This is a genomic window from Nocardiopsis sp. NPDC058631, from assembly GCF_042716955.1.
Taxonomy (GTDB): Bacteria; Actinomycetota; Actinomycetes; order Streptosporangiales; family Streptosporangiaceae; genus Nocardiopsis.
On sequence record NZ_JBHXQY010000034.1, the window covers coordinates 1 to 25,789 of the forward strand.

General features: G+C 72.2%; 23 protein-coding genes. 6 read left to right on the plus strand and 17 right to left on the minus strand.

What is annotated here, in order from left to right; translation table 11 throughout:
* Positions 1 to 95: 95 nt before the first annotated feature.
* Positions 96 to 2,189, minus strand: a complete 2,094-nt coding sequence (locus tag ACFWTE_RS13615; protein ID WP_378779669.1) for a 3-hydroxyacyl-CoA dehydrogenase NAD-binding domain-containing protein — start codon at positions 2,187 to 2,189, stop codon at positions 96 to 98.
* The gene (locus ACFWTE_RS13620) at positions 2,186 to 3,385 is read right to left on the minus strand and encodes a thiolase family protein (protein WP_378779670.1); all 1,200 of its coding nucleotides are present in this window, start codon (positions 3,383 to 3,385) and stop codon (positions 2,186 to 2,188) included. The genes ACFWTE_RS13615 and ACFWTE_RS13620 overlap by 4 nt, the downstream gene beginning before the upstream one ends.
* A 242-nt stretch (positions 3,386 to 3,627) precedes the next feature.
* On the opposite strand from ACFWTE_RS13620, the gene ACFWTE_RS13625 reads away from it, so the two are divergent.
* Positions 3,628 to 5,403, plus strand: a complete 1,776-nt coding sequence (locus ACFWTE_RS13625) for an ABC transporter ATP-binding protein (protein WP_378779711.1) — start codon at positions 3,628 to 3,630, stop codon at positions 5,401 to 5,403.
* A gap of 80 nt (positions 5,404 to 5,483) precedes the next feature.
* On the opposite strand, the gene ACFWTE_RS13630 is transcribed toward ACFWTE_RS13625, so the two are convergent.
* From ACFWTE_RS13630 to ACFWTE_RS13640, 3 genes are all read right to left on the minus strand, one after another.
* A complete protein-coding gene (locus ACFWTE_RS13630; RefSeq protein WP_378779712.1) occupies positions 5,484 to 6,485 on the minus strand; it encodes a tetratricopeptide repeat protein in 1,002 nt (333 codons plus the stop codon).
* A gap of 204 nt (positions 6,486 to 6,689) precedes the next feature.
* The gene (locus ACFWTE_RS13635; RefSeq protein WP_378779713.1) at positions 6,690 to 7,940 is read right to left on the minus strand and encodes an HRDC domain-containing protein; all 1,251 of its coding nucleotides are present in this window, start codon (positions 7,938 to 7,940) and stop codon (positions 6,690 to 6,692) included.
* A gap of 194 nt (positions 7,941 to 8,134) precedes the next feature.
* Positions 8,135 to 8,710 carry a DUF3000 domain-containing protein gene (locus ACFWTE_RS13640; protein WP_378779671.1) on the minus strand — a complete coding sequence of 192 codons (576 nt, stop codon included), beginning with the start codon at positions 8,708 to 8,710 and terminating at the stop codon, positions 8,135 to 8,137.
* A 297-nt stretch (positions 8,711 to 9,007) separates the two neighbouring features.
* On the opposite strand from ACFWTE_RS13640, the gene hemE reads away from it, so the two are divergent.
* Complete coding sequence (gene hemE / locus ACFWTE_RS13645; protein ID WP_378779715.1) at positions 9,008 to 10,036, plus strand: uroporphyrinogen decarboxylase; 1,029 nt, start codon at positions 9,008 to 9,010, stop codon at positions 10,034 to 10,036.
* Positions 10,037 to 10,127: 91 nt separating this feature from the next.
* Here the strand turns inward: hemE and ACFWTE_RS13650 are convergent, their stop codons facing one another.
* Positions 10,128 to 11,195 carry a DUF4349 domain-containing protein gene (locus ACFWTE_RS13650; RefSeq protein ID WP_378779672.1) on the minus strand — a complete coding sequence of 356 codons (1,068 nt, stop codon included), beginning with the start codon at positions 11,193 to 11,195 and terminating at the stop codon, positions 10,128 to 10,130.
* Positions 11,196 to 11,372: 177 nt separating this feature from the next.
* On the opposite strand from ACFWTE_RS13650, the gene hemG reads away from it, so the two are divergent.
* Positions 11,373 to 12,869 carry a protoporphyrinogen oxidase gene (gene hemG, locus ACFWTE_RS13655; protein ID WP_378779673.1) on the plus strand — a complete coding sequence of 499 codons (1,497 nt, stop codon included), beginning with the start codon at positions 11,373 to 11,375 and terminating at the stop codon, positions 12,867 to 12,869.
* Positions 12,866 to 13,576 carry a hydrogen peroxide-dependent heme synthase gene (gene hemQ / locus ACFWTE_RS13660; RefSeq protein ID WP_378779674.1) on the plus strand — a complete coding sequence of 237 codons (711 nt, stop codon included), beginning with the start codon at positions 12,866 to 12,868 and terminating at the stop codon, positions 13,574 to 13,576. The genes hemG and hemQ overlap by 4 nt, the downstream gene beginning before the upstream one ends.
* Before the next feature lie 92 nt (positions 13,577 to 13,668).
* Here hemQ and ACFWTE_RS13665 read toward each other — a convergent pair whose 3' ends face one another.
* The 3 genes from ACFWTE_RS13665 to msrB all read right to left on the minus strand — a co-directional run bounded on the left by ACFWTE_RS13665 (position 13,669) and on the right by msrB (position 15,838).
* Complete coding sequence (locus ACFWTE_RS13665; RefSeq protein WP_378779716.1) at positions 13,669 to 14,451, minus strand: CDP-alcohol phosphatidyltransferase family protein; 783 nt, start codon at positions 14,449 to 14,451, stop codon at positions 13,669 to 13,671.
* A 13-nt stretch (positions 14,452 to 14,464) separates the two neighbouring features.
* On the minus strand, positions 14,465 to 15,133 hold the full coding sequence (locus ACFWTE_RS13670; protein ID WP_378779675.1) for a phosphatidylserine decarboxylase: 669 nt from the start codon (positions 15,131 to 15,133) through the stop codon (positions 14,465 to 14,467).
* Positions 15,134 to 15,394: 261 nt separating this feature from the next.
* Complete coding sequence (msrB, locus tag ACFWTE_RS13675; protein WP_378779676.1) at positions 15,395 to 15,838, minus strand: peptide-methionine (R)-S-oxide reductase MsrB; 444 nt, start codon at positions 15,836 to 15,838, stop codon at positions 15,395 to 15,397.
* 193 nt (positions 15,839 to 16,031) lie between these two features.
* Between msrB and ACFWTE_RS13680 the strand changes: the two genes are divergently transcribed.
* Positions 16,032 to 16,463, plus strand: a complete 432-nt coding sequence (locus ACFWTE_RS13680; RefSeq protein WP_378779677.1) for a hypothetical protein — start codon at positions 16,032 to 16,034, stop codon at positions 16,461 to 16,463.
* 124 nt (positions 16,464 to 16,587) lie between these two features.
* On the opposite strand, the gene ACFWTE_RS13685 is transcribed toward ACFWTE_RS13680, so the two are convergent.
* The 5 genes from ACFWTE_RS13685 to ACFWTE_RS13705 form a co-directional block, all read right to left on the minus strand.
* The gene (locus ACFWTE_RS13685) at positions 16,588 to 17,367 is read right to left on the minus strand and encodes a GntR family transcriptional regulator (RefSeq protein WP_378779678.1); all 780 of its coding nucleotides are present in this window, start codon (positions 17,365 to 17,367) and stop codon (positions 16,588 to 16,590) included.
* A 151-nt stretch (positions 17,368 to 17,518) separates the two neighbouring features.
* Positions 17,519 to 18,340: a pyrimidine reductase family protein gene (locus ACFWTE_RS13690; RefSeq protein ID WP_378779679.1), complete on the minus strand. Its 822-nt coding sequence runs from the start codon at positions 18,338 to 18,340 to the stop codon at positions 17,519 to 17,521.
* A gap of 79 nt (positions 18,341 to 18,419) precedes the next feature.
* Positions 18,420 to 20,567 (minus strand): glycogen debranching protein GlgX, encoded by a 2,148-nt coding sequence (gene glgX, locus ACFWTE_RS13695; RefSeq protein ID WP_378779680.1) that lies wholly within the window; start codon positions 20,565 to 20,567, stop codon positions 18,420 to 18,422.
* 347 nt (positions 20,568 to 20,914) lie between these two features.
* Complete coding sequence (locus ACFWTE_RS13700; RefSeq protein ID WP_378779681.1) at positions 20,915 to 22,546, minus strand: acyl-CoA dehydrogenase family protein; 1,632 nt, start codon at positions 22,544 to 22,546, stop codon at positions 20,915 to 20,917.
* A gap of 169 nt (positions 22,547 to 22,715) precedes the next feature.
* Positions 22,716 to 23,339, minus strand: coding sequence for a pyridoxal 5'-phosphate synthase (locus ACFWTE_RS13705; protein ID WP_378779682.1), 624 nt, complete (start codon positions 23,337 to 23,339; stop codon positions 22,716 to 22,718).
* A 324-nt stretch (positions 23,340 to 23,663) separates the two neighbouring features.
* Here ACFWTE_RS13705 and ACFWTE_RS13710 point away from each other — a divergent pair, with 324 nt between their 5' ends.
* Positions 23,664 to 24,005, plus strand: coding sequence for a DUF5713 family protein (locus tag ACFWTE_RS13710; protein ID WP_378779683.1), 342 nt, complete (start codon positions 23,664 to 23,666; stop codon positions 24,003 to 24,005).
* A gap of 67 nt (positions 24,006 to 24,072) precedes the next feature.
* On the opposite strand, the gene ACFWTE_RS13715 is transcribed toward ACFWTE_RS13710, so the two are convergent.
* The 3 genes from ACFWTE_RS13715 to ACFWTE_RS13725 are packed head-to-tail and all read right to left on the minus strand — an operon-like array spanning position 24,073 to position 25,747.
* Entirely contained in the window at positions 24,073 to 24,846 is a 774-nt protein-coding gene (locus ACFWTE_RS13715; protein WP_378779685.1) for a sirohydrochlorin chelatase, read from the minus strand.
* Positions 24,843 to 25,544, minus strand: coding sequence for a phosphoadenylyl-sulfate reductase (locus ACFWTE_RS13720; RefSeq protein WP_378779686.1), 702 nt, complete (start codon positions 25,542 to 25,544; stop codon positions 24,843 to 24,845). The genes ACFWTE_RS13715 and ACFWTE_RS13720 overlap by 4 nt, the downstream gene beginning before the upstream one ends.
* The gene (locus tag ACFWTE_RS13725; RefSeq protein WP_378779687.1) at positions 25,541 to 25,747 is read right to left on the minus strand and encodes a hypothetical protein; all 207 of its coding nucleotides are present in this window, start codon (positions 25,745 to 25,747) and stop codon (positions 25,541 to 25,543) included. Before ACFWTE_RS13725 ends, ACFWTE_RS13720 begins: the two co-directional genes overlap by 4 nt.
* Between the last annotated feature and the right edge of the window lie 42 nt (positions 25,748 to 25,789).

The following is a 25,789-nucleotide window of genomic DNA, read 5'->3' on the forward strand; positions in this document are numbered from 1 at the left end:
GTTCTGCTTTGTCGTCAGCGGTCAGGTCCAGCGGCGCGAGTTTGGGTCCTGGTCGTACCATCACACAACTATATGGATATTTGAGACTCAGGACACTAGAACGCCTTCGGGGCGCCCTCGTGGAACCGTTTGCCGTTCACGGCCTCGGACACGCCGACCTTGTCCAGGTACGGGGTGATGCCGCCGGTGTGGAACGGCCATCCCGCACCGGTGAGCAGGCACAGGTCGATGTCGGCGGCCTCGGCCACGACACCCTCGTCCAGCATCAGCTGGACCTCCTGGGCCAGCGCGCGCAGCGCCCGGTCCAGGATCGCGCTCTCCTCGGACGGCTCGCCGCCGCCGGAGAACAGCTCCTTGACCTCGGGGTCGATGGTGAAGTCCGGAGCGAAGATGGCCGTCTTGCCCGCCTTGACGATCTCGGCCAGCTCGGCGGAGACCGCGAAGCGCTCGGGGAACGCCTCGTGCAGGGTCTCGGACACGTGCAGGGCGACCGCGGGGCCGACCAGCTGGAGCAGCAGGAGCGGCGACATCGGCAGGCCCAGGGGCGCGACCGCACGGTCGGCGACCTCGGGCTCGGTGCCCTCGCCCACGGCGGCCAGGACCTCGCCCATGAACAGGGTCAGCAGGCGGTTGACCACGAACGCCGGGGCGTCCTTGCACAGGACGGCGGTCTTCTTCAGCTTCCTGGCCGTGGCGAACGCCGTGGCCAGGGAGGAGTCGTCGGTCTTCTCACCGCGGACGATCTCCAGCAGCGGCAGGACGGCGACCGGGTTGAAGAAGTGGAAGCCCACGACCCGCTCGGGGTGCTGGAGCTTGGAGGCCATCTCGGTGATCGACAGCGACGAGGTGTTGGTCGCGAGGATCGCCTCGGGGGAGACCACGGCCTCCACCTCGGCGAACACCTGCTGCTTGACCTCCATGTTCTCGAACACGGCCTCGATGACGAAGTCGGCGTCCGCGAACGCGTCCTTGGTCAGCGAACCGCTGACCAGGGCCTTGAGGTGGTTGGCCTTGTCGTTGCCGACCCGCCCCTTCTTCAGGAGCTTGTCGATCTCGCCGTGGACGTAGGCGACGCCCTTGTCCAGCCGCGCCTGGTCCAGGTCGGTCATGACGACGGGGACGTCCAGGCGGCGGGCGAACAGCAGCGCCAGCTGCCCCGCCATCAGCCCGGCGCCGACGACACCGACCTTGGTCACCTTGCGGGCGAGCGACTTGTCCGGTGCCCCGGCGGGACGCTTGGCGCGCTTTTGCACCAGGTCGAACGCGTAGAGGCCGGCCTTGAGCTCGTCGCTCATGATGAGGTCGGCGAGCGCCTCGTCCTCGGCGGCGAAGCCCTCGTCACGTGTGCGGTTCCTGGCCTCGGCGACCAGCTCGACGGCGCGGGCCGGGGCCGGGGCGGCGCCGTGCAGCTTGCCCTCGACCGTGAAGCGGGACATGTTGACCGCGTTGTCCCAGGCCTCGCCCTTGTCGACCTCGGGGCGCTCGACGACGACGTCGCCCTTGAGGACCTTCGCGACCCAGCGCAGGGACTCCTCGACGAAGTCGGCGGGCTCGAAGATCGCGTCGGCGATGCCCATCTCGAAGGCCTGCGTGCCCTTGAGCATCTTGTTCTGGGCGAGCGGGTTGTCGATGATGACCTTGAGGGCCTTCTCGGCGCCGATCAGGTGGGGCAGCAGGTACGTGCCGCCCCAGCCGGGTACCAGGCCGAGGAAGGTCTCGGGCAGGGCCAGGGCCGGGACGCCCGAGGAGATGGTGCGGTACGTGCAGTGCAGCGCCACCTCGACGCCGCCGCCCATGGCAGCGCCGTTGACCAGGGCGAAGGTCGGCACGTCCAGCTCGCCGAGCTTGCGGAACACGTCGTGTCCGAGCTTGCCGATGGCCAGCGCCTGCTCGCGGGTTCGGATCGCCGGGACACCGGTCAGGTCCGCGCCGACGGCGAAGATGAACGGCTTGCCGGTGACGGCCACGGCCACGATGTCGGTGCGCGCCCTGGCGGCCTCGATCGCGGCGTCCAGGCTGAGCAGGCCGCCGGGGCCGAAGGTGTTGGGCTTGGTGTGGTCGTGCCCGTTGTCCAGGGTGATCAGGACCGCGGTGCCCGCACCGTGGGGGAGCTCGATGTCACGGGCGATCGCGCTGGTGACGACCTCGTCCTTGAACAGCTCCCGTGCTTCCTCGATCGCGGTGCTCACTTGCCCCCCTCGTAGTTGGTGTTCTCCCACAGGATGGTCCCGCCCATGCCGAGGCCCACGCACATGGTGGTGAGGCCGTAGCGGACGTCGGGACGCTCGGCGAACTGGCGCGCGAGCTGCATCATCAGGCGCACACCGGACGAGGCGAGCGGGTGGCCGAGGGCGATGGCGCCGCCCCACGGGTTGACGCGGGCGTCGTCGTCGGCGAGGCCGAAGTGTTCGAGGAAGGCGAGCACCTGGACGGCGAAGGCCTCGTTGATCTCGATGAGGCCGACGTCGTCGATCGTGATGCCCTGGCGGGCGAACAGCTTCTCGGTGGCCGGGACTGGGCCGACACCCATGACCTCGGGTTCGACACCCGTGAAGGAGAAGTCGACCAGGCGCATCCTGGCGTCGAGGCCGAGCTCCTCGGCAACGTCCTCGGCGGCCAGGAGTGCGCCGGTGGCACCGTCGTTGAGGCCCGCGGCGTTGCCGGGGGTCACGTTGCCGTGCGAGCGGAACGGGGTTTTGAGGCCGGCGAGCGACTCCATGGTCGTGCCGGGGCGCGGCGGCTCGTCCTGGGTGGCCAGGCCGTAGCCCTTCTCCAGGGAGCGGACCAGCATCTCGACCAGGTCGGGCTGGATCTTGCCGTCGGCGTAGGCCTTGGCGACCTTCTCCTGGCTGCGCACGGCGTAGGCGTCGGCGCGCTCCTTGGTGATGCTCGGGAACCGGTCGTGCAGGTTCTCGGCGGTGTTGCCCATGACCAGCGCGGACGGGTCGACCAGCTTCTCGGAGACGATCCGCGGGTTGGGGTCGACCCCCTCACCCATGGGGTGGCGGCCCATGTGCTCCACGCCGCCCGCGATCACCACGTCGTAGGCGCCGAAGGCGATGCCCGCGCCGGAGGTCGTGACGGCGGTGAGCGCTCCGGCGCACATGCGGTCGACGGAGTAGCCGGGGACGCTGCGCGGCAGCCCGGCGAGGATCGCGGCGGTGCGCCCGAGCGTGAGGCCCTGGTCGCCGATCTGGGTGGTGGCGGCGATGGCGACCTCGTCGACGCGCTCCGGCGGCAGGCCGGGGTTGCGGCGCATCAGTTCGCGGATGACGCGGACGACCATGTCGTCGGCGCGCGTCTCGGCGTAGAGGCCCTTGCCTGACTTGCCGAACGGGGTGCGGACCCCGTCGACAAACACGACATCGCGGGCAGTTCGCGGCACGATGGGCCCTCCTTCTCCAGGGGTGAGTGGACTTGTTGCGCCCATGCTACTCGTCAGTAACAAATTGTGCGAGCGGCGGGGCCGACGACTTCGCAAAGCCGGAGAACCGGGGCCGTTCCATGACCATCGATGGTTGTCACCGTCCCCGTGACGCGCTTGGCTTGGTGCGGATTCGCAACAGACCGACACATCGGGGGTAGAACGTGGCAAGTAGTGACGGGCGGGGCCCAGGGCACACGGCGATGCTCCGCGCCGCCCCCAAGGCGCCCGTGCGCCGGCTGTGGGAGCACGCCCGGCCCCACGGGCGCGTGCTCCTCCTCGGCGGAGGGCTCGGCTTCCTCGGGGGCATGACCAGTCTGGCGCAGCCGCTCATGGCCAAGTACGTCATCGACGCGCTCGGCGCGGGCGGTTCCATCCTCGGCCCGGTCCTCGCCCTGACCGGCGTCATCGTCGGCGGCGCGGTGGTCGGCGCGATCGGCGCCTTCCTCCTGGAGCGCACCGGCCAGAGCGTGGTCCTCGGCGTGCGGCGCAACCTGGTCGCCAGCCTGGTCCGGCTGCGCGTCGCCGAGGTCGACCGGCTCAAGCCCGGCGACCTCGTCGCCCGCCTGACCGCCGACACCACCCTGCTGCGCACCGTCGCCACCAGCGGCATCACCAACCTCTTCACCAGCAGCGTGCTCCTGGTGGGCGGCGTCGTGGTCATGGCCGTGCTCGACCTGACGCTGTTCCTGGTCGCCGCCGGGATGATCGTCGTGGTCGGACTGCTCATGGGCGTGGTCCTGCCGCGGATCGGCGCCGCGACCAGGGCCGCCCAGGTGGCGCTCGGGGAGATGGGCTCCCACCTGGAACGTGTCTTCGGAGCGTTTCGCACCGTGAAGGCGTCCTCCGCCGAGGACGCCGAGATCGCCCGCCTGGACACCGCCGCCGTCGAGTCCTGGCGCAAGGGGGTGGCGGTCGCCGGGTGGACCGCCGTCTCGGGGACCGCGACCTGGCTGGCGGTCAACGTCGCCTTCCTGACGGTCCTCGCCGTGGGCGGAGGGCTCGTCGCGGCCGGGAACCTGCCCGTCTCCTCGCTCATCGCCTTCCTGCTGCTCCTCTTCTACCTGATGGAGCCGATCAGCACCCTGGTCCAGTCGCTGACCGAGCTCCAGACCGGTCTGGCGGCTGTCCGCCGTATCGACGAGGTCTCCGACCTGGAACAGGAGGACACCAGCACCGGTTCGGCCCCGGCCGTCGCGCCCGACCGCCCCGCGTCGGTCTCCTTCGAGAACGTGACCTTCCGCTACGGCCCGGACCTGCCCCTGATCCACCACGGAGTGGACTTCGAGGCCGCGGGAGCCGGGCTCACCGCCCTGGTCGGGCCCTCCGGCGCGGGTAAGACCACCGTCTTCTCCCTGGTGGAGAGGTTCTACGACGCCACATCGGGGACCGTCCTGCTGGACGGGACCGACGTGCGCGACTGGCCACTGGACGCGCTGCGCGCGCACATCGGCTACGTCGAACAGGACGCCCCCGTCCTGGACGGCACCCTGCGGGAGAACCTGCTCATGGCCGCGCCGCACGCCACGGGGGACGACGTCGCCGAGATCGTGCGGCGCGCGCGCCTGACCGAGCTCGTCTCCCGCCTGCCCGACGGGCTGGACAGCGCCATCGGCCACCGCGGCGTGACCATCTCCGGAGGCGAGCGCCAGCGGGTGGCGATCGCCAGGGCCCTGCTCCGGCGTCCCCGGCTGCTGCTGATGGACGAGGCCACGTCACAGCTGGACGCGGCCAACGAGAGCGCCCTCAAGGAGGTCATGCTGGAGGCCGCGCGGACCACCAACGTCATCGTGGTGGCGCACCGCCTGTCCACGGTGACCAGCGCCGACCGGATCGTGGTCATGGACACCGGGCGGGTGCGCGCCGTGGGCACCCACGAGGAGCTGGTCGCGGCCGACGGGCTCTACCGCGGCCTCGCCGCGGGACAGCTGCTCACCGGTGGGAACCCCGAGGCGCAGAGCACCGCCGAGGTGGCCTGAGGGCCGGTGCCCGCGGGGAGGGCCGCGGACACGCGTCGGGGCCGGGGGTCACGCACCCCCGGCCCCGTGCCACGCCGCCCTCAGAGCAGTGTGTTGGCCTCGCGGTAGCGCCCGGCCGCGTTGTAGGCCCCCGCCAGGTCGCGGCGCAGGCGCAGGGTCAGACGCCGCACCTCCGGGTCACCGGAGGAGTTCAGCGCCACCCGGTAGGCCTCGCGCAGGGTCTCCACCGCCTCGTCGGTGCGGCCCGCCTGCGTGTGGGCGCGGCCCAGGCGGTGGTGGACCGCCAGGGTGTCCAGGTGGCCCTTGCCCAGACGGCGGCGCCGCGCGGCCAGGGCCATGCGCAGCTGGTTGATCGCCTCGTCGTAGCGCCCGGCCATGCTGTGCGCGGCGCTCAGCCCCAGCCGCAGCTCCTCGCGCCGCTCGGTGGAGGCCACGTCCTCGATGGCCCGCTGGTAGTGCGCGACGGCCGCGTCCAGGCGGCCGCTGCGCCGGTAGCAGACGGCCAGGCGCATGCGCGCCTCCACGGTGTCCTCGTCCGCGGCGCCGAACTGGCGTTCCCGCTCGCGCAACAGCAGCTCCCACTGCCCGGAGGCATCGGCCGGGCGCCCCGCGTCCTCGTAGGCCCAGGCCAGGTTCTCCCGGATGATCTCGGTGCGCGGGTGCTCCTCACCGAAGACCTCGACGGCCTCGGAGAGCGCCAGCTCGAACTGCTGGACCGCCGCCTGGCGGCGCCCCATCTGCGCGTACTTGGTCGCGAGGTTGTTGCGTGCGGTGATCGTGTCGGGGTGCTCGGTGCCCAGCCGCTCCACGAGGGAGCGCAGGGTCCGCTCCAGGGAGGCGGCCCGCATGCCCGACGTGGGGGCGGGAGCCCCGTCCGCGTCGGCCTCGACCCGCTCATCCGCGAGGGACAGCGTCTCGATGCCTCCCACGGAGACCGGAGTGGGGCTGGGCAGGGAGACCTCGGCCGATCGCGCCACAGGCTGTTCCTCGCGTGTCGGTAGGGCGTCGGCGGTATCAGCGGACCGTGTCCTGGTCGCACCCGTCAACCCGGTCTCGCGCAGCAACGCACGCCAGAACGACAGCAGACTCACCACATTTCCCTGATCGCGCACCGCGGCCTCGCGGCCGACGGTCGTCACACCCGTAAGAAGTCGAGGAGCCCTGATATTCCAGGGCACGTTTCTATAACTTAATCGGACAGGGGGCTATGGAACAGGCATCAAACGCCCTTGAGGGACAGTGACTTTCATCACGCTTGGATTGATTAGGTGAGAAGCGGGTAAACGTCAGCTTTCCTCAGCAAGCCGCAAAGCTGTGGCCAGGGGCTCCGCGGTCAGTCCCACCTGCCACTCGCGGGCCCCGCGCTCACGCAGGAAAGCGCCCACGGCGTCGGGGTCCACGGCCTTCGGCGGCGCCCACGCGAGCCGGCGCACCGCGTCCGGCAGCAGAAGGTTCTCCGTCGGCATCACGATGTCCTCGGCGATACCCGTGACCGTGGCGCGGACGGCCTCCAGCCGCCGAGCCGCCTCCGGGGCCCGGTCCGCCCAGCGGTTCACCGGCGGCGGTCCGTCACCCGGCGCGTTGGGCCGGGGCAGGTCGGTCTGCGCCATGTCACGGGCACGGTCGATCGCCTTGATCCACGTCGTCAGGTAGCGCCGCGCCAGCTTGATCCCGAACTGTCGGATCTTCGCCAGGTCGGTGGTGGAGCGGGGCATGGTCGTCGCCGCCTCCACGATCGCCGCGTCCGGGAGCACCCGCCCCGGCGAGATGTCCCGCTCCTGGGCGATGCGGTCGCGTTCGTACCAGAGCTCGCGCACGGCGGCCAGCGCACGCTGGTTGCGCACCCTGTGGATGCCCGACGTGCGACGCCAGGGGTCGGTGCGCGGCTCCTTGGGCGGCGCCGACAGGACCGCGGTGAACTCCTCGCGGGCCCAACCGATCTTGCCGGTCTCCTCCAGTTCGACCTCCAGGGAGTCGCGGAGTTCGATGAGGATCTCCACGTCCAGTGCCGCGTACCGCAGCCAGTCCTTCGGGAGGGGACGCTGCGACCAGTCCACCGCCGAGTGCTCCTTGGCGAGCCGGATGTCGAGCATCCGCTCCACCATGAAACCCAGGCCGACCCGCGGGTAGCCCAGGAGCCGCCCCGCCAGCTCGGTGTCGAACAGCTGCTTGGGGCGGAGGTTGATCTCGGACAGGCACGGCAGGTCCTGGTGGGCGGCGTGCAGCACCACCTCGGTCTCTCCCACCGCCGCGTTGAGATCGCTCAGGTCCGGGCACGCGATGGGGTCGACCAGTGCCGACCCCGCCCCGTTGCGCCGCAGTTGGACCAGGTACGCCCGCTGCCCGTACCGGTACCCGGAGGCGCGCTCGGCGTCCACCGCCACGGGTCCCGTGCCCGCGGAGAGCGCCGCGACCACACCTGCCAGGGCTTCGGCGTCGGCGGTGACCTCGGGCAGGCCCTCACGGGGCTCCCGCAGCAGGGGCGCCCTCTCAGCGTCGTCGTCGCCTGGTTCGCGGGGTTCTGTCTTGGAGTTCAACGCGTTCGCCACACCACTACGGTATGCGCTGTCGCCACCGGACGTGGAAATCGGGTGGTCTCCGTACGGCCCGAAACCCCGCCCGGCACCGTCGGCGCGCCCGACCCCGTCCCCTCACCGCACCCGGTCGGCGCGGGCACGGAGAAGGGCCGCCGGGGGGCGCGTTCCCGCCCCGGCGGCCTCCGCCTGCGGACTCAGGGCCGCGGGCGCTGGCGGGCGATGTCCGCGACGTCCAGCGGGGGCAGCCCCGCCGCGGACGCGAGCAGGGCCGTCCACGCGTTGGCGTGCACGGAGAGGTCGTCGGACTCCGGGGTCCACGAGGCGCGCATCTCGACCTCGGTGGTGGCCCCCTGGTCCGCCTTGGTGCCGAAACCCTCGGTGGTGGCCCGGGTGACGGTGCCGCTCAGCGTGTGGTGCGTGGCCTCGGTGGCCTCCAGGGCGTCGGTGAGCCAGCTCCACGCGACCGGTCCGAGCAGCGGATCGGTCGCGATGTCCGACTCCAGTTCGGAGTTGACCTGGCAGACCACACGGAAGGGGCCGGGCCAGTCGCGGGTGTTCTCGGGGTCGTACAGCACGATGAGACGGCCCCAGGCGATCTCCTCGCCGTCCACCGTCACCTCGGCGGACACGGCTGCGGAGTGGGGGGCCAACCGCTGGGGGGCGGGAATCTCCCCGACGGTGATCTCGGGGCGGTGGAGGGGTGAGTGCAGGGCCTCGACCGCTCGCCGGAACGTCTCATGCGCGTCCTCGGCGCTACCGACATCGGGCATGGTGGAAACGTCAGCCTTCGTTCTGTGGTGAACACACACCGGCGGGTGTCGTCTGAACGTGCTCCGCCGTCCCGCCACGGGCAGGAGGAGGGGCACGCACCCGACCGTGGCACGAGTCACCGGCCGGGAGTCGGAGTTGGAGCGGCGTGTCGGTGTTTTGTGATGATCTTGGGACCGGTTCGCCTTCCACAGCGTCGGTTCGGGACCTTCGTCCGCCCCGGACCCCCCTCGGTCCACCCCGCTTGGGCGATCCGAGTGAGAGCACCGGGGCGGGCATGGCACGATCGAGGGGTGACGCTGCAAGAATCTCCTTTCCTCCGTGCCTGCCGACGCCTTCCCGTGAGCCACACACCGGTGTGGTTCATGCGCCAGGCCGGGCGCTCCCTGCCCGAGTACCGACGGGTGCGCGCCGACGTGCCGATGCTTGAGGCGTGCGCGCGCCCAGACATGATCACCGAGATCACGATGCAACCGGTGCGCCGGTACGACGTCGACGCCGCGATCTTCTTCAGCGACATCGTCGTCCCGCTCAAGGCCATCGGTATCGACCTCGACATCAAGCCCGGGGTCGGCCCCGTGGTCGCCGACCCGATCCGTGAGGCGGCCGGGATCAAGCGGCTCCGCGAGATCGAGCCCGACGATCTGACCTACGTGACCGAGGCGGTCGGCCAGCTCCTCGGCGAGCTGGGCGACAAGCCGCTCATCGGCTTCGCGGGCGCCCCGTTCACCCTGGCCTCGTACCTCATCGAGGGCGGCCCGTCGAAGAACCACGAGCACACCAAGGCGCTCATGTACGGCGAGCCCGAGCTGTGGGACGAGCTGATGCGCCGCCTGGCCACCATCACGCTGGGCTTCCTGCGCACCCAGATCGAAGCGGGCGCCAGTGCCGTCCAGCTCTTCGACTCCTGGGTCGGCGCGCTCAGCGCCGAGGACTACCGCACCTCCGTGCTTCCGTACACCTCGTGGATCTTCGGCCAGCTCAGCGAGTACGAGGTGCCGCGCATCCACTTCGGCGTGGGCACCGGCGAGCTGCTCGGTCTGCTCGGCGAGGCGGGGGCCGACGTCGTGGGCGTGGACTGGCGGGTGCCGCTCGACAAGGCCGCCCAGCGCGTCCGCCCCGGTACCGCGCTCCAGGGCAACCTGGACCCGGCGACCCTGTTCGCGCCGTGGGAGGTCGTCGCCGAGCGCACCCGCGACATCCTCTCCCGAGGGCGCGCCGCCGAGGGCCACGTCTTCAACCTGGGGCACGGCGTGCTGCCGAGCACCGACCCGGACGTGCTCCAGCGCCTCACGGCGTTCGTGCACGAGGAGACCGCCGACCGGTAGGCGCCCTCCGGGGGTCCGCTCCGAGCACCGGGGACCACGACACGCATCGGCGGCGCCCGCCCCGCAGGGGAACGGGCGCCGCCGCGCTTGGTCAGCCCTCGGACCTCCCGTCGACGTCCGCCGCGTCGGGGACGTCCGCCTTGTCCTTGTCCCCGGAGGTCCCGCCGGCCACGGGCGGCGCGTCCCCGCCGGCCGGGCGCCGAGCGGCAGCGGTGCGTCCGCGCCCCGTCCGGACCTTGCGCCCGGGGGCCGCGCCGCGCCGGCGCGAGCGGTACCACCACAGCGGGCCGGCTCCCAGTACGGCGGCCACGACCAGGAACGGCAGCAGCCAGCCCACGGCCACGGCGATGCCCCCGACCAGGGAGGCCAGTGCGCGCCAACCGCGCTCCAACCCGCCGAGGAAGCCGATGCCCTCCTCCGCGGGCTCCTCCAGATAGGTCTGCGGCGGGGTCAGCCGAAGGTTCACCGTCGAGTACGTGGTCTGGTTCGTCAGCGTCTCCAGGCGTGCCTGGAAGGCCTCCAGCTCCGATTGCCGGGTCTGGATCTCGCTCTCCACCCGCAGCAGGTCGTCGACGTCCCGGGCCTCCTCCAGGTAGCCGCGCAGCGTCTCCAGGGAAGCCTCGGACGACTCGATGCGGCTCTCGACGTCCGCCACCTCCTCGGTGACGTCCTCCACGGAGCGCTCCAGGTGCGACTGCTCACCCAGCCCGGCCAGGGCCTCCAACGCCCCCTCGTAGCCGCCGTTGGGCACACGCAGCGTCAGGTGGCCCTCAGGGGCGCCGCCGGAGGGGGTGGAGAGAGTCTCCGAGGCGATGTATCCGCCCGCCTCGATCGTGAGCTCCTTGGCCAGATCGGAGGCCTCCGGTACGTCGTCCACCCGTACGGTCAGGTCGGCGGTGTGGACGAGGTCGCGTTCGCCCACCTCCACGTCGGCGCCGACCGCGGAGGGGGTGCCCTCCCGCTCCGCGGCCCCGTCGCCCTCGGCGCTCCCGGCGTGTTCCTCGGACACGGCCGGAGCGTCCTCGGCGGCCCCGCCCGAGAAACTGCCGGCACCGGTGGACTGGGCGGCCCCGCAGGCCGTGAGGAGGAGGGCCGCCAGACCCACGGAGAACGCTGCCCCGACGACACGCCGCGTCGGGGGGACCGCTGAAGTAGCCATGCCCCTTCGACGCCTCCCGGTCGGTGCCCGTTGCGGGCCTTTGGTAACGACCCCGCAACAGGGGCGGAGGGGCGGGCCGCTCCGGCCTTTCCGCCCGACGCCGTCCGACGCCGCCCGCGCCCCCGCATCCGAAGGGGGACCGATGTCACCGTGGGTCAGAAGGGACGGCGGAGCACTGTGACCCGCGCCATCTGGGAAGCTGGAGACATGCCTGAAGCACCGCACGTCGTCGTGGTCGGTGGCGGGGTCTCCGGACTCACCGCCGCGCACCGCCTCCGTGGTCTCGGCGCCACCGTCACCGTGGTCGAGTCCGCCGACCGCCCCGGGGGGAAGCTGCGCGCCTCCCCGGTGGCCGGCGTGCCCATGGACGCGGGCGCGGAGGCGGTCCTCGCCCGCCGCCCCGAGGCCCTCGACCTGTTCTCCGAACTGGGACTGGACGACCGGGTGGTGCACCCCGGCCCCGGCGCCGCCGCCGTCTACAGCCGTGGACGGGTGAGGCCCCTGCCCAAGGGGCAGCTCATGGGCGTGCCCGGGGACCTGCGCGCCCTCGCGCGCAGCGGGGTGCTCTCGTGGACCGGGACCCTGCGCGCCGGACTCGACCTGGTGCGCCCGCGCACGCCCGTGGGCGGTGACGTGTCCGTCGCCGCCTACGTCGGCACCCGGATGGGCCCCGAAGTCGTCGACCGCCTCGTCGAACCCCTCCTGGGCGGCGTGTACGCGGGCCGCGCCGACCGCCTCTCCCTGGACTCCACCCTGCCGCAGATCGCGCCGATGGCCCGCCGCGACCGCTCCCTGATGCGCGCGGTGCACACCAGCCTCCGCGGTCGAGGCGCGGCTCCCACCAAGCCCGGGCCGGTGTTCGCGTCCTTGCGCGGGGGCGTCGCCGAGCTCGTCGGCGCGCTCGCCGAGCGCCACGCCGCCGACCTGAGGACGGGAACCCGGACCGCGTCCCTCGAACGCCTCCCCGAGGGCTGGAGGGTGCACCTGGACGACGGCGAGCGGATCACCTGCGACGGCGTCCTCCTGGCCTGCCCCGCTCCGGAGGCCGCCCGCCTGCTCGCCGGGCACGCGCCCGGCGCCGCGCGCGACCTGGGCGCGGTGCGGTACGCCGACATGGCGCTCGTGACCCTCGTCCTGCCCGCGGCAGCCTTCCCCCGGCCGCTGACCGGCACAGGGTTCCTGGTCCCGGCGGGGGAGGGACTCACCGTCAAGGCGGCCACCTTCTCCAGCAACAAGTGGCCCTGGCTGGCCGAGGCCCTGGCCGAGGCCAACCCCGGCGACGACCTGGTCGCCGTGCGCTGCTCCATCGGCCGGTTCGGCGACGACGCCGTCCTGGAACGCTCCGACGAGGAGCTGGAGACCGCCGCGCGCGAGGACCTCGCCCGGGTCACCGGTATGACCGGCCGCCCCGTGGAGAGCCGGGTCACCCGGTGGAACGGGGGCCTGCCCCAGTACGCCGTCGGCCACGCCGACCTCGTCACGCGCGTCCGCACCGACGTGCACCGGATCCGAGGACTGGGGGTGTGCGGCGCGGTCTACGGCGGCGTGGGCATCCCCGCCTGCATCGCGGACGCCGACCAGCAGGCCGAACGCCTGCTCGGCGCCCTCTCGACCAACGGCCACGGCGGCGGCCGAGACGCCGCCGGAACGAACCAGCAAGGAGTCAACCCGTGACGGGCCAGCAGAACGAAGCCGTCGGCCAGGACGGCACCGACCTCAACAAGCTCATCCGCTACACCATGTGGTCGGTCTTCAAGATCGACCGCCTCGACGGCGTCGACCGGGGCGCGGCCGCGGACGAGCTGCGGACGCTCCTGGACAAGGCCGCCGAGGGCGGCGTCACCACCCGGGGCGCCTACGACGTGCAGGGCTTCCGGGCCGACGCCGACATCATGTTCTGGTGGGTGGCGGACACCCCCGAGCGGCTCCAGGACGTCTACGCGGCGTTCCGCCGCACCGAGGTCGGCCGCGTCGCCACCCCGGTGTGGTCGGTCATGGGCCTGCACCGCCCGGCCGAGTTCAACCGGGGGCACGTCCCCGCCTTCCTGGCGGGGGAGGAGCCGCGCGACAACATCTGCGTGTACCCGTTCGTGCGCTCCTACGAGTGGTACCTGCTGCCGGACGACGAGCGCCGCGCGATGCTCGCCGAGCACGGCCGCATGGCGGCCCCCTACCCGGACGTGCGCGCCAACACGGTGTCCTCGTTCGGCCTCAACGACTACGAGTGGCTGCTCGCGTTCGAGGCCGACGAGCTGTACCGCATCGTGGACCTGATGCGCCACCTCCGCGGTGCCAAGGCGCGTCTGCACACCCGCGAGGAACTGCCGTTCTACACGGGTCGCCGCAAGAGCGTCGCCGAGCTGGTCGACGCCCTGCCCTAGGGCGGTCCGGGGGAGGGCCCCGGACGCGGAACACGGAGCGCCCCCGCCGCAGGTTCGTCCTGCGGCGGGGGCGCTCCGCTCGTGTGCCGGCCTCAGTCCCGAGCGGCGGAGGACCTCCGCGTGGCCAGGACGTAGAAGGGGATGGTCACGATGAAGCCCAGGACGGCGGCGCTCATCAGGTAGATGAGCGACTGCCCGGCGGGCAGCCCCAGGCCCCAGGCGGCCATCAGGGCGACACCGAAGCCGAGGACGCCCAGGACCGCGTAGGCCTTGCGCCCGCGGGGCTTGGGGTACTCCATGCGGCTCACCATCAGCCAGGAGATGAGCAGCACCGTCGCCACGCCCGCGAGGAGCGGGGGGTCGAGCAGGACCACCGTCACCACGGCCATCGCGCCGAACGGACAGGGCAGACCGGTGAAGTAGCGCGTTCCCGGTGCCTGGCAGGAGAACCGGGCCAGCCGCACGATGACCGCGAGCAGCACCGCGCCGCCGGCCGCCACGGGCAGCAGGCCGGCGTCCCCGGCCTGCATCCCCCACACGACGAAGAAGAACGCCGGGGCGAACCCGAAGCTGATCACGTCGGCGAGGTTGTCCAGTTCGGCCCCCATGCCGCTGCCGCCCAGCTTGCGGGCGACCCGGCCGTCCAACACGTCCAGCGCGGCGGCGACCATCAGCAGGCCCACGACCGTGGCCATGGCGGTACGCGGCAGCGGGCCGACCGCTCCGGCAGCCGCGTGGGCGGTCTGGGCGACGACCAGCGCCCACACGGCCAGGAAGCCGCACAGGGCGTTGCCCAGGGTCAGGTAGTCGGCCACGCCCAGGCGGAGCAGGGGGGCGGCCTCGGCGGTGCCCGCGTGCCCTTCGACCGCGGCCACGCCCTCCGCGCTGTCAGCCTGCGTCAAGACGGGTTTCTCCGGAGCGGACCTTCTGGCCGATCTCCACCGCCGGGGTGATCCCGGCCGGAAGGTAGACGTCGACCCGGGACCCGAACCGGATGAGACCGATCCTCTCGCCTTGTTCGACCTTCTGCCCCGCAGCGAGATACGGGACGATACGCCTGACCATCGCGCCGGCGATTTGAACGACCGTGATCTGACCGATCTCGGTTTCAAGGGTCCAGATGACGCGCTCATTACGCTCGCTGTCCTTGTCGAATGCGGGGCGGAAGCCCCCGGGGCGGTGCTCGACACCGGTCACCACACCGGCGAGAGGTGCACGGTTGACGTGCACGTTGAGGGGGTTCATGAACACCGCGACCCTGGTTCGCCCGTCGGGCTGGAGGTCGAGGCTCTGTACGACGCCGTCGGCCGCGGACAGCACCCGCCCGGTCGCCGGGCCCCGCTCGGGGTCACGGAAGAACCAGGTCATCCCCGCCGCGAGGGCGACCACCGGGACCGCGAGAGCCGTGCGCGCGCGGGAGCCCCGGGCCGCCAGCGCGGCGGCCCCGGCGGCTCCCAGGGCGGGCAGCAGCCAGGGGGCGGACCCCTGGGCCATACCGAACCGGGGGCGTGCGGGAGGGCGGTGGGAGACGGATGAGGAAGGTGAGTCGTCGGTCATCGAGCGCTTTCGTTGCGGGTCGGTCGGTTCGCCCGCACATCGGTTGCCGCTGTGAGGGGTCGGCCCGGGGTCTGCGGGCCGGCTGGTACGCGAAGGGCCCGGTTGGTCCCGGCCTTCGCGCCGCGCCTCGCGGGCGGCCGAGGGGCCGCCCGTTGACGCGCTGGATGCGATTATCCCCGATCCCGTCGTGGGTGGGTCGCGGCGCACGATCATACGCGCGTCGGCTGGTCCGGACCACGCGTCCGGACCCGGGCGGGCGGTTCAGTCCGTCGGTTCGAGGGTGAGCGCGACGGAGTTGATGCAGTACCGGGCGTCGGTCGGGGTGGCGTAGCCCTCCCCGCGGAAGACGTGGCCGAGGTGGGAGTCGCAGGTGGCGCACCGGACCTCGGTCCGCACCGTCCCCAGGGACGCGTCCTCGTGCAGGGTGACGGCGTCGGAGTCGGCCGGGTCGAAGAAGCTGGGCCAGCCGCAGTGGGAGTCGAACTTCTCATCGGAGCGGAAGAGTTCGGCTCCGCAACCCCGGCAGCGGTAGACACCGCTGGTTTTGGTGTCGACGTAGGCGCCGGTCCAGGCGCGCTCGGTGGCGGACTGGCGGAGCACGGCGTACTCCTGGGCGTTGAGCCGGTCGCGCCATTCCTGGTCGGTCTGGGGAAGTCGTGCGGTCCCGTCGCCGGTCTGCGGGTCCTGGTCCGGTGAGTCAGCCATGTGACGACGCTACCCCGAATCGTGTCCTGGTGCCGCCTCGGCGTTCTCCGGGGCATCGCGCCGTTCGTTCGGGTAGATCATTCCTCATGGCTAGATACCTCTAACTTCACCTTTCGCGACGTTCGGTAGTCAACGCGACGGGTACGGCATTCGGCAGGGTCGGTGGTCGTACGGTACATGTGAGGCGGGTGACATGGCGGTTGCAACGCAACAGGTACTCGGAGTCAACAGACGGCCGCTGCGTGTTGGCAGGATTCGATACGGACTGTGGTGGCTGGAGCAGACCACCTCGGGGGTACGGGGGCGGGCGCGGACCGTCACCGGTGGCACGGCAGCCGCGGGCCGCGAACTGCTGTGGGCCACGGAGCTGAGTCTTCGCACCATGACGAGGCAGGCCGAGCTGGCCAGGCCCGAGCCCTGGAGCGATCGCAAGCTGCTGGTGTCCGCCACGGTGCTCGCGGTGGGCGCCGTCGTCGTGGCCACGGTCCTGGGGATCGGTGTGGCCCGGTGGGCGATGACCGAGTCGAACTCCCTGCTCTTCGCAGCCGCCGGGGCCCTGGCGGTGGGACTCGTCTTCCTGCCGCTGGCGTACCTGGTGTTCGCCTCCAAGCGGGGCTGTCGCTGAGCCGGGTCCAAGGGAGGGGTGCCGGGAGCGGCACCCCTCCTGCCGTGCCCGGGCCGGGGCGGTCGCGCGTGGCCGAGCCGCGGCGGAGCGCCCCGGAACCGCGGCGGGCGGCCCCGGGGCGGGTTCAGGCGTCGAAGTCGTACTGGAGCACGTACGCCGAGCCGTCCATCGTGATCTCGTTGAACTCCACGGGTCGGTGCTCGGAGGTGAGCGCGGTCCGGGCCACCTCCAGCACCGGTGTCCCGGGTGAGAGCCTCAGCTCCGCGCTCTCCTCAGGGGTGGGCATGCGCACCCGGATCTCCTCGGTGAAGTGGGCGGGAGCCTGCCCCAGTTCGGCCAGGCGCGCGTAGATCCCGCCGGGCCCGCTGTCGTGCTCACGCACGCGCCGAGCCGCGGCGGATTCCACCAGGACCGTCAGGGGAAGGTAGGAGACCGCGCGCTGGACCGGCCTGCCCTCCACGAGGTAGCGGCGCGAGCGCCGGAGCACCCCGCCGCCCTCCGCGAGTTGCAGCGCGCGGGCCACGTGCTCCTCGGCCACGGTCTCGTCCACGCACAGGTCGTCCACCTCGTATCCCCGCTCCTCGCCCTCGGTCTGCCAGATCGCCCGCCCGTGGCCCCACAGCTCCTTGGACAGGCGGCGGGCGCCGTGTCTGCGTACCGGCCGGAACGCGCGGACGTAGATACCGGAGCCGCGCACGGCCACGGCCAGGCCCTCGTTGATCAGCACGGAGAGCGCCTGCCGGGCCGTGGCCCGCGCGACGCGGTGACGCTCCATGAGGGCGTTCTCCCCGGGAAGGCGGTCGCCGTCGGCGTACCGTCCTGAGCGGATCTGTCCGCGCAGTTCCTCGGCTATCTCCCGGTAGACCGGAGGGGACCCGTTTTCGGACGTCGGCACTACGTTCATCCTCTCGGCCGGGGGCCAAGCCGGTAAGCCCCGTCAATGCGGTGTGTCCAGTGGGGGTGATTCCAGTGGAGGGCACACATCGGGTATGTCCGATTCCGGGATGGTTCATGCGTCGTTGTGGGGCGACCGAAACGGAGTGGTGACGATCGTGTTACCGCGAGACGCCCCCGTCCCTGACGTAACGCGCGAAGAGGTTCCCCTCCGACTCCAGCAGGTGCGCGATACGCACGGGTGTGCTCGGCTGTGAGCCCGTCTCCGGCGCCCCGGGGGCGAGGGCGCCGCCCGCCACGATGCGCGGGGACCCCGGCCCCAGCAGGTGCGGGCTCAGGGTCAGGCACAGCTCGTCCAGCAGCCCTGCGGCCAGGAACCCGGCCAGGAGGTGCGGGCCCCCCTCGGTCAGGACGCGGTGCATCCCGCGCTCGGCGAGCCCGTCGACCACGTGCGCCGGTGTCACCGACTCCCCGTCGACCTCCACGACGTCGGCGTACCGACCCACCCGCCGCCGACGCTCCCGTGGTGCGTTCCGGGTGGTGAAGACCAGTGTGCGGGCGTCCTCGGGCGCCTCCGTCAGCAGCGTGTCAGGTAGGTCGAGGGAGCGGGAGACCACGGCCACGGCGGGGGTCCGCGCGCGCCCCGCGCGCAGGCCCTCCCACGCCTTCCTGGCCCGGACCGGCCCGTAGCCCTCCTGGCGCGCAGTCCCCGCGCCGACCAGCACCACGTCGCACAGGCCGCGCAGCACGCCCATCACCCGGCGGTCGGGAGCCGAGGACAGGTCGCGGCTGCGCCCCGAGGCCCCCACCGCGCCGCCGTCCGCGCTCGCCACCATGTTGGCGCGCACCCAGGGGCGGTCCGTGCCCACCGGGTAGGCGTACGCGCCGGCCAGGTCGACGTCCGCGGCGCCCGGTGAGGGCAAAAGCTCGCGGAACACGACGGGAAGGGGGGTACCGGCACCGCCGGCGTGTGCAGTCGACATGGTCACTCAGCGTAGGGGGTGGGCGGTGGTGTGCCGTCCGGGGAGGTCCGGGGAGGCCCCGCCCTCCCCGGAACCGGTCTCAGGTGTGCTTGTGCGACACGCGGCGCAGCAGCACCAGGGCCCGGTCGATCACCCGTACCGGGCCGGACGCGGCCACGAACGGCCGTCCCGCCACGTCCGGTTCGGCGGTGTCCAGGACGGTCTCCCACGCCATTCCGTACTCGGTCCCCGGGACGGTGAAGTCCACCGCGTCCGCCCCGCTGTTGAGCAGGAGCAGGAAGGAACTGTCCCGGATGCGCCGCCCGCGCGGATCGGGCTCGGTGATGGCGTCCCCGTTGAGGAACACGCCCAGCGCCTGCCCGGTCGAGTTCCAGTCGTCACCGGACATCGGTCCGCCGTCCGGCCGCAGCCACGCGATGTCGGTCAGGCCGTCCTTCCCGGTCGCGGTCTCCTCCACCGGGCCGCCGCGGAAGAAGCGGCGCCGCCGGAAGACGGGGTGCTCGCGGCGCAGGTGCGCCAGCCCGCGCACGTAGTCCAGCAGGTCGTTGTCGGGCTCGTCGCCCTCTTCCAGCCCGGCGCCCTTCCAGTCGATCCAGGCGATCTCGTTGTCCTGGCAGTAGGCGTTGTTGTTGCCCCCCTGGGTGCGGCCCACCTCGTCGCCGTGGGAGAGCATCACCACCCCCTGCGACAGGTACAGGGTGGTGAGGAAGTTGCGCACCTGGCGTCGGCGCAGTGTGATGATCGCCGGGTCCTCGGTCGACCCCTCCACCCCGTGGTTCCAGGACCGGTTGTCGTCGGTGCCGTCGCGGTTGCCCTCTCCGTTGGCCTCGTTGTGCTTGTGGTCGTAGGAGACCAGGTCGGCCAGGGTGAAGCCGTCGTGGCAGGTGATGAAGTTGATCGAGGCCACCGGGCGGCGTCCGTCGTCCTGGTACAGGTCGCTGGACCCGGCCAGGCGCGAGGCGAGTTCGCCCATCACGGGCTCGCCCCTCCAGTAGTCGCGGACCGTGTCGCGGTACTTGCCGTTCCACTCGGTCCACAGCGGGGGGAAGTTGCCCACCTGGTACCCGCCCGGACCCACGTCCCAGGGTTCGGCGATCAGTTTGACCTGGGAGATCACCGGGTCCTGCTGGACGATGTCGAAGAACGTGCTCAGCCGGTCCACGTCGTGGAACTCCCGGGCCAGGGCCGAGGCGAGGTCGAACCGGAACCCGTCCACGTGCATCTCCAGGACCCAGTAGCGCAGCGAGTCCATGATGAGCTGCAACGAGTGCGGGTGGCGCACGTTCAGGCTGTTGCCGCACCCGGTGTAGTCGAGGTAGTAGCGCTGGTCCTCGTCGCTCACCCGGTAGTAGCTGAGGTTGTCGATGCCGCGCAGGGACAGCGTGGGTCCCATGTGGTCGCCCTCGGCGGTGTGGTTGTACACCACGTCGAGCAGGACCTCGATGCCGGCCTCGTGCAGGGACTTCACCATCGCCTTGAACTCCTGGACCTGCTGGCCGCGGGAGCCGCGTGCCGCGTACCCGCTGTGCGGGGCCAGGAAGGACAGGGTGTTGTACCCCCAGTAGTTGGTCAGCCCCCGCGCCACCATGGCGTGCTCGGGCACGAAGTGGTGGACGGGCATGAGTTCGACCGCCGTCACCCCCAGGGAGGTGAGGTAGTCGATCACCACCGGGTGGGCCAGCCCCGAGTAGGTGCCCCTCTGGTGCTCGGGGATGCCCGGGTGGCGCATGGTCAGACCGCGCACGTGGGCCTCGTAGATCACCGTCCGGTGGTAGGGGGTGCGCGGGCGGGACTCGTTGCCCCAGTCGAAGAACGGGCTGACCACCACGCACTTGGGCACGCAGGAGGCGCTGTCCTCGGTGTTCTTCCGGGCAGGGTCGGCGAAATGGTAGCCGAAGAGTGATTCGTGCCAGGTGAGAGTGCCGTTCAAAGCTTTCGCGTAGGGATCGGTGAGCAGTTTGCTGGGATTGCACCGCAAACCGTGCTCCGGTGCGTAGGGGCCGTGCACCCGGTAGCCGTACTGCTGCCCCGGACCGATTCCGGGCAGGTACCCGTGCCAGACGAATCCGTCGTATTCGGTCAGCGGTATACGCGTCTCCTCGCCGTCGTCGTCGAACAGACACAGGTCCACCCGTTCGGCGGCTTCGGAGAAGAGGGAGAAATTGGTGCCGGACCCGTCGTAGGTCGCACCGAGCGGATAGGAACTACCTGGCCAGACTTCCACCATAGGATCTGTCGGTCTCTTGGTGTCAGGGCCTTCGGGGTCCGGGCGGGGCGGCGCGAATCCGTTCCCGGTCGGAAGCGTCGTCGTCCGTCCCGCCCCTGTCCGAAAGCGGATGGTCGTGTTCGGTGACGACTTCTTTCTTCCGCTCCGGCAGCCGAAGTATGCCGCCCCCGGCCGATGATCATTGAGGGGGCGTCCCTTTTTGGTGTCTGTCGTGGGAATTGTCTTCTCCGCTTCGGCGGAGAACCTCCGGGTTTTCCTCCCCCGCGGGGATCACCGCCGTTTGCCGGGTTCCGCCCCGGGACCGCGTGCGGCCCCGGGGCCGCACGCGGCCCCGGGGCGCGGGCGGTTCAGCGGCGCGGCCGGGCCCGGTCCAGGATCAGCTCGGTGTCCGTCCCGCGCGGAAGCGTCCCGAACACGTGCCCCCACTCCCCGCCCAGCCGGGACGCGGTGAAGGCCTCCGCGACCGGGGTCGGCGCGTGCCGCAGCAGGACCGACGCCTGCAGCGTCAGGGCCATCAGCTCCACCACCGACCGGGCGCGGTACTGGATCTCGTCCGGGTCGCCGAGGGTGTCCTCCAGGCGCTTGACGGCCGCGTCGTAGTGGTCGTCCACACCGGCGGCGGTGCCCAGCTCCCCCAGGAAGGCCTCCACCGACTCCGGGTTGCGGCCCATCGCGCGCAGGACGTCCAGCGCCGCCACGTTGCCCGAACCCTCCCAGATGGAGTTGAGCGGTGAGTCCCGGAACAGGCGGGGCATCCCCGACTCCTCCACGTACCCGTTGCCGCCCAGGCACTCCAGCGCCTCCGCCGCGTGTGCGGGCTGGCGCTTGGTCACCCAGAACTTGCCCACGGCCACACCCAGGCGCCGGAACGCCGACTCGGCCCCGTCGCCGCGCACCGAGCGGTCCACCGCGCCGGCCAGGCGCGTCATCAGCGCCGTCGCCGCCTCGGACTCCAGGGCCAGGTCGGCGAGCACGTTGCGCATCAGCGGCTGGTCCACCAGCGCCGTGCCGAACGTCCTGCGGTGCTCGGCGTGGTGGAGCGCCTGGACGACGGCGGCGCGCATGCCCGACGCCGAGCCGATCACGCAGTCCAGCCGCGTGCTGTTGACCATCTCGATGATGGTGGGCACACCACGGCCCGGCTCGCCGACCAGGTGGGCGACGGCCCCGTCGTACTCCAGCTCGGCCGAGGCGTTGGACCTGTTGCCCAACTTGTCCTTGAGGCGCTGGATGGACAGTCTGTTGCGGTCGCCGTCCTCCAGCACCCGGGGCACCAGGAAGCAGGTGAGCCCCTCGGGGGCCTGCGCGAGGGTGAGGAAGAAGTCGCTCATCGGCGCCGAGGTGAACCACTTGTGCCCGGTGAGCAGGTAGTGCCCCTCGGAGGCGGGCACCGCGCGCGTGGTGTTGGCGCGCACGTCCGAGCCGCCCTGCTTCTCGGTCATCGACATGCCGGCGATCAGTCCGTGCTTGGTGTGCGGGGCCCGCAGGCCGAAGTCGTAGGTGCGCGCCGTCAGCAGCGGCTCGTACCTCTCCGCCAGCTCCGGGGAGTGGCGCAGAGCGGGGACGACCGCGTACGTCATCGACACGGGACAGCCGTGACCGCTCTCCGGTTGCGACCACAGGAAGAACTTGGCCGCGCGGGCCACGTGTGCGCCCGGCCGGTCCTCCGCCCACGGCGCCGCGTGCATACCGTGCTCGACCGCCTGGTCCATGAGCACGTGGTAGGCGGGCTGGTAGTCGACCTCGTCCACACGGTGGCCGTAGCGGTCGTGCGTGCGCAGCACCGGAGGGTAGGCGTTGGCGGACTCGCCCCAGGCGCGCACCCGCTCCGATCCGGCGGCGTCGCCGACCGCCCGCACGTCGGCCTCGGCCCATGCGGCGCCCTCGCGCCGCAGTCCCTCAAGGAGGGCGGGGTCCTCCCCGGCGCTGTAGTCGCCGAGCGGTACGGCCTGGTTGAACACCTCGTGTGTCGGGGGCATCGACTTACCGTCCTTCTGGCTCGGTGTTCGGGGAGTTCCGGCATCCTACCCACGCCCGACACGCCGCCCGGGACAGGATGCGGTAACGCTGTGGAAACTCCGTCCCGCGCTTTCCTGCCAGTTCAGACCGGTTGTGCCGGGCGACGGCGCATGGGAGCCCTCCCACCGGTCAGGGCCAGAGGAGGCCGCGCTCCCAGGCGCCCTCGTGGCCCGCGCGGGAGTAGCGCAGGCGCGTGTGGCGCCGGTCCGGGTCGGCCTGCCAGAACTCGACCTCGGCGGGGGAGACCACGTACAGACCCCAGTCCGCGGGAACCAGCCCCGGGTCGCGCTCCAGGCGTTGCCTGCCCCGGTCCGCCTCCCGGTCCACCTCGGCGGGGTCCGTCAGCGGGTCGCTCTGTCTGCCGTGCAGACCGGCCACCCGCGACTCCAGGGGACGCGCGAGGTAGTCCGCCGCGCACAGGTCCGGACCGGCCAGTTCCGCCGTCCCCCGCACCCGTACCTGGCGGCCCTGCGGCCCCCAGTGGAAGAGCAGCGCCACCGCGGGGTTCACGGCCAGCTCCCGCCCCTTGCGGGAGGTCGTCGTGGTGGCGAACCACCACCCGCGCGGGGTGAAGTCCTTCATGATCAGCACCCGCGCCGACGGGGCGCCCCGCTCGTCCGCGCTCGCCACCGTCATCGCGTGCGGTTCGGGCACGCGGTCCCGCAGCGCGTCCGTGAACCACTCCAGGAACAGCTCCGAGGGGTCGTCGGGCGCCGCGGCGGGGTCGAACCCCGGCAGCGGCCCCGCGAACACCGGCAACCCCCTCAGCAGGTCACGGATCCCGCCCTCCGCGGATCTCCGGGCCCCCGAAGGCCCCCGCACCCCTGACCGGCTCCGGTCCCCTGCCACGGCCACCCCCACGACTCGCTCGACCGGCGGCGCCCGAACGGGCCGCCGCCGCTCCCGATTCTTCTCGCCCGAACCCCCCGGGACAAGGGTGACCCCCCACCTGTGGACGACCGTGTCGAACCGCGTCCGCACCGCTCGCGGACCTGCCCGGCCACGGCCGGGCCCCGTCCTGTCGGCCCCGTGGCGCAGCATCGGGGGACCGGCCCCCGGAAACGAACGGACACCACCATGGCGATCACCAACCGGCGTGCGGCGGACCACGCGTTCCTGCGAGGACTGTACGAGGACCCGTACTTCCCCGACCACGTCGTCGACCGGGGGAGGGACGTCCTTCCCGGGCTGTGCGAGCGGATCGGGTCCGAGCGCCCCGCGGACCCGGCGGCGCTGTACGCGCTCACCGCGGCGGCGACGGAGGAGTTCAACGCGTTGGAGGCGGAGTTCGAGGCGGCGGGCAGCGAGATCGAGACCGTCGCGCGCGAGGAGATCGGCGAGGGCTTCCGGTTCGTGGCCACGGTCTACGGGTTCACCGACGCGGACGCGGAGGAGCTGATCTCGGCCAGGGAGTGGTGACGGGGCCGCGGCGCGGTGGAGGGTGGGGCGGGCCCCGCGTCGCAGGACCCGCGCCACCTCCCGCCTCTCAGGCCCGGACCACCGCGCGCCGCGCCGCGACCGCCGCGTCGTACCGGTCCAGGACCACGCGGGCCAGCTCCGGCACGTCGCCCAGCGCCTCGGAGACCACGCAGGCCCCGGCGGCCAGTGACCGCGTGCGGATCCGGTCGGCGAAGAAGCCCGGGGCCAGCAGGTACGTGGACACCGCGACCCGCCGCGCCCCCCGTTCGAGCAGGTCGGCGACGGCCTCACCCGGGGAGGGGCGGGCCGCCGAGGCGAAGGCCGCCACCACCTCGCGCCACGGACCGCGCTCCGCCAGCCGCGCCGCCGTCGCGCCGACGGTCGCGTTGGCCTCCGGGTCGCCGGAGCCCGCCGACGCCAGCACGAGCGCGGTGCCCGGACCGGCGGACGCGCCAGCCTCGGACAGGCGCCGCTCCACCGCCTCCAGCAGCAGGGGATGCGGCCCCAGGGTGTCGGCGTGGTGCACCCGCAGCCACGGGCTGCGCCCACGCGCGGCGGCGACCACCTCGGGCAGGTCCACCTTGCTGTGGTAGGCCGCGGTCAGCAGCACGGGCAGGACCACGACCTCGCCCGCACCCCCGGCCGCCAGCTCCGCCAGGGCGTCCCCCGCGGCCGGCGCCGTGTGGTCCAGGTAGGACACGCGCACGTCCAGCCCCGGGCGCAGGGCGCGCACCCGGTCGAAGACCGCGGCGACCGTCTCGGCCGCCCTCGGGTTCCGGCTGCCGTGGGCCACCGCGAGCAGGGGCACCGGGGAACGCCACCCCGGCGTCCCGGCACTCATACGTGGATCCCGCACTCGGTCTTGCCCGTCCCGGCCCACCGGCCGCTGCGCGGGTCCTCGCCCGGCTCCACGCGCCGCGTGCACGGCTCGCAGCCGATCGAGGGGTAGCCGTCGTACTGGAGGGGGTTCACCATCACCCCGTTCGCGGTCATGTAGGAGTCCACCTCCTCCTGGGTCCAGCGGGCGATCGGGTTCACCTTGGTCATCCGGCGCCGCTTGTCCCACTGCACGACGGGGGTGTCGCGGCGGGTCACCGAGTCCTCGCGGCGGAGCCCGGTCAACCACGCGGAATAGGGGGCCAGGGCCCGCTGGAGGGGTTCCACCTTGCGCAGGTGGCAGCAGATCCCGGGGTCGCGTCCGTGCAGGCGCGGCCCCAGGGCCAGGTCCTGCTCGGCCACCGTGCGGAGGGGTTCGACGGTGATCAGGTTGATGTCGTACACCGAGGCGACGGCGTCGCGGGTGCCCAGGGTCTCGGGGAAGTGGTATCCGGTGTCCAGGAAGATCACGTCGATACCGGGTGCTGCCTTCGAGGCCAGGTCGACCATGAGCGCGTCCGCCATGGACGAGGTCATGCACAGCTGGTCCCCGAAGGTCTCCGAGGCCCAGACGATGATCTCCTGGGCGGAGGCCTCCTCCAGCTCGCGTGCGGCGCGCACGGCGAGCTCGGGGCCGCCCGCGGCGGTGATGGTGGAGTTCATGAGTTCCCTTCCGTCGGTCTGGAGGGGGCGTCCGCGGCGGAGAACGACGCGGAGCGCAACCCGACGTACTTGACGCGGAACACGCGGGCACAGGACAGGCAGGCCCAGGGGTAGCCCTCGCCCTTGACGGCGGCCCCCTCCTCGGGGACCAGGTCCTCGTCACCGCAGTAGGGGCAGTAGTGGGGCGCGGCCCTCTCGGACATGGCTCACCTCTTCCTTGGTCGTGTTCCTGGGGTCCGGCCGGG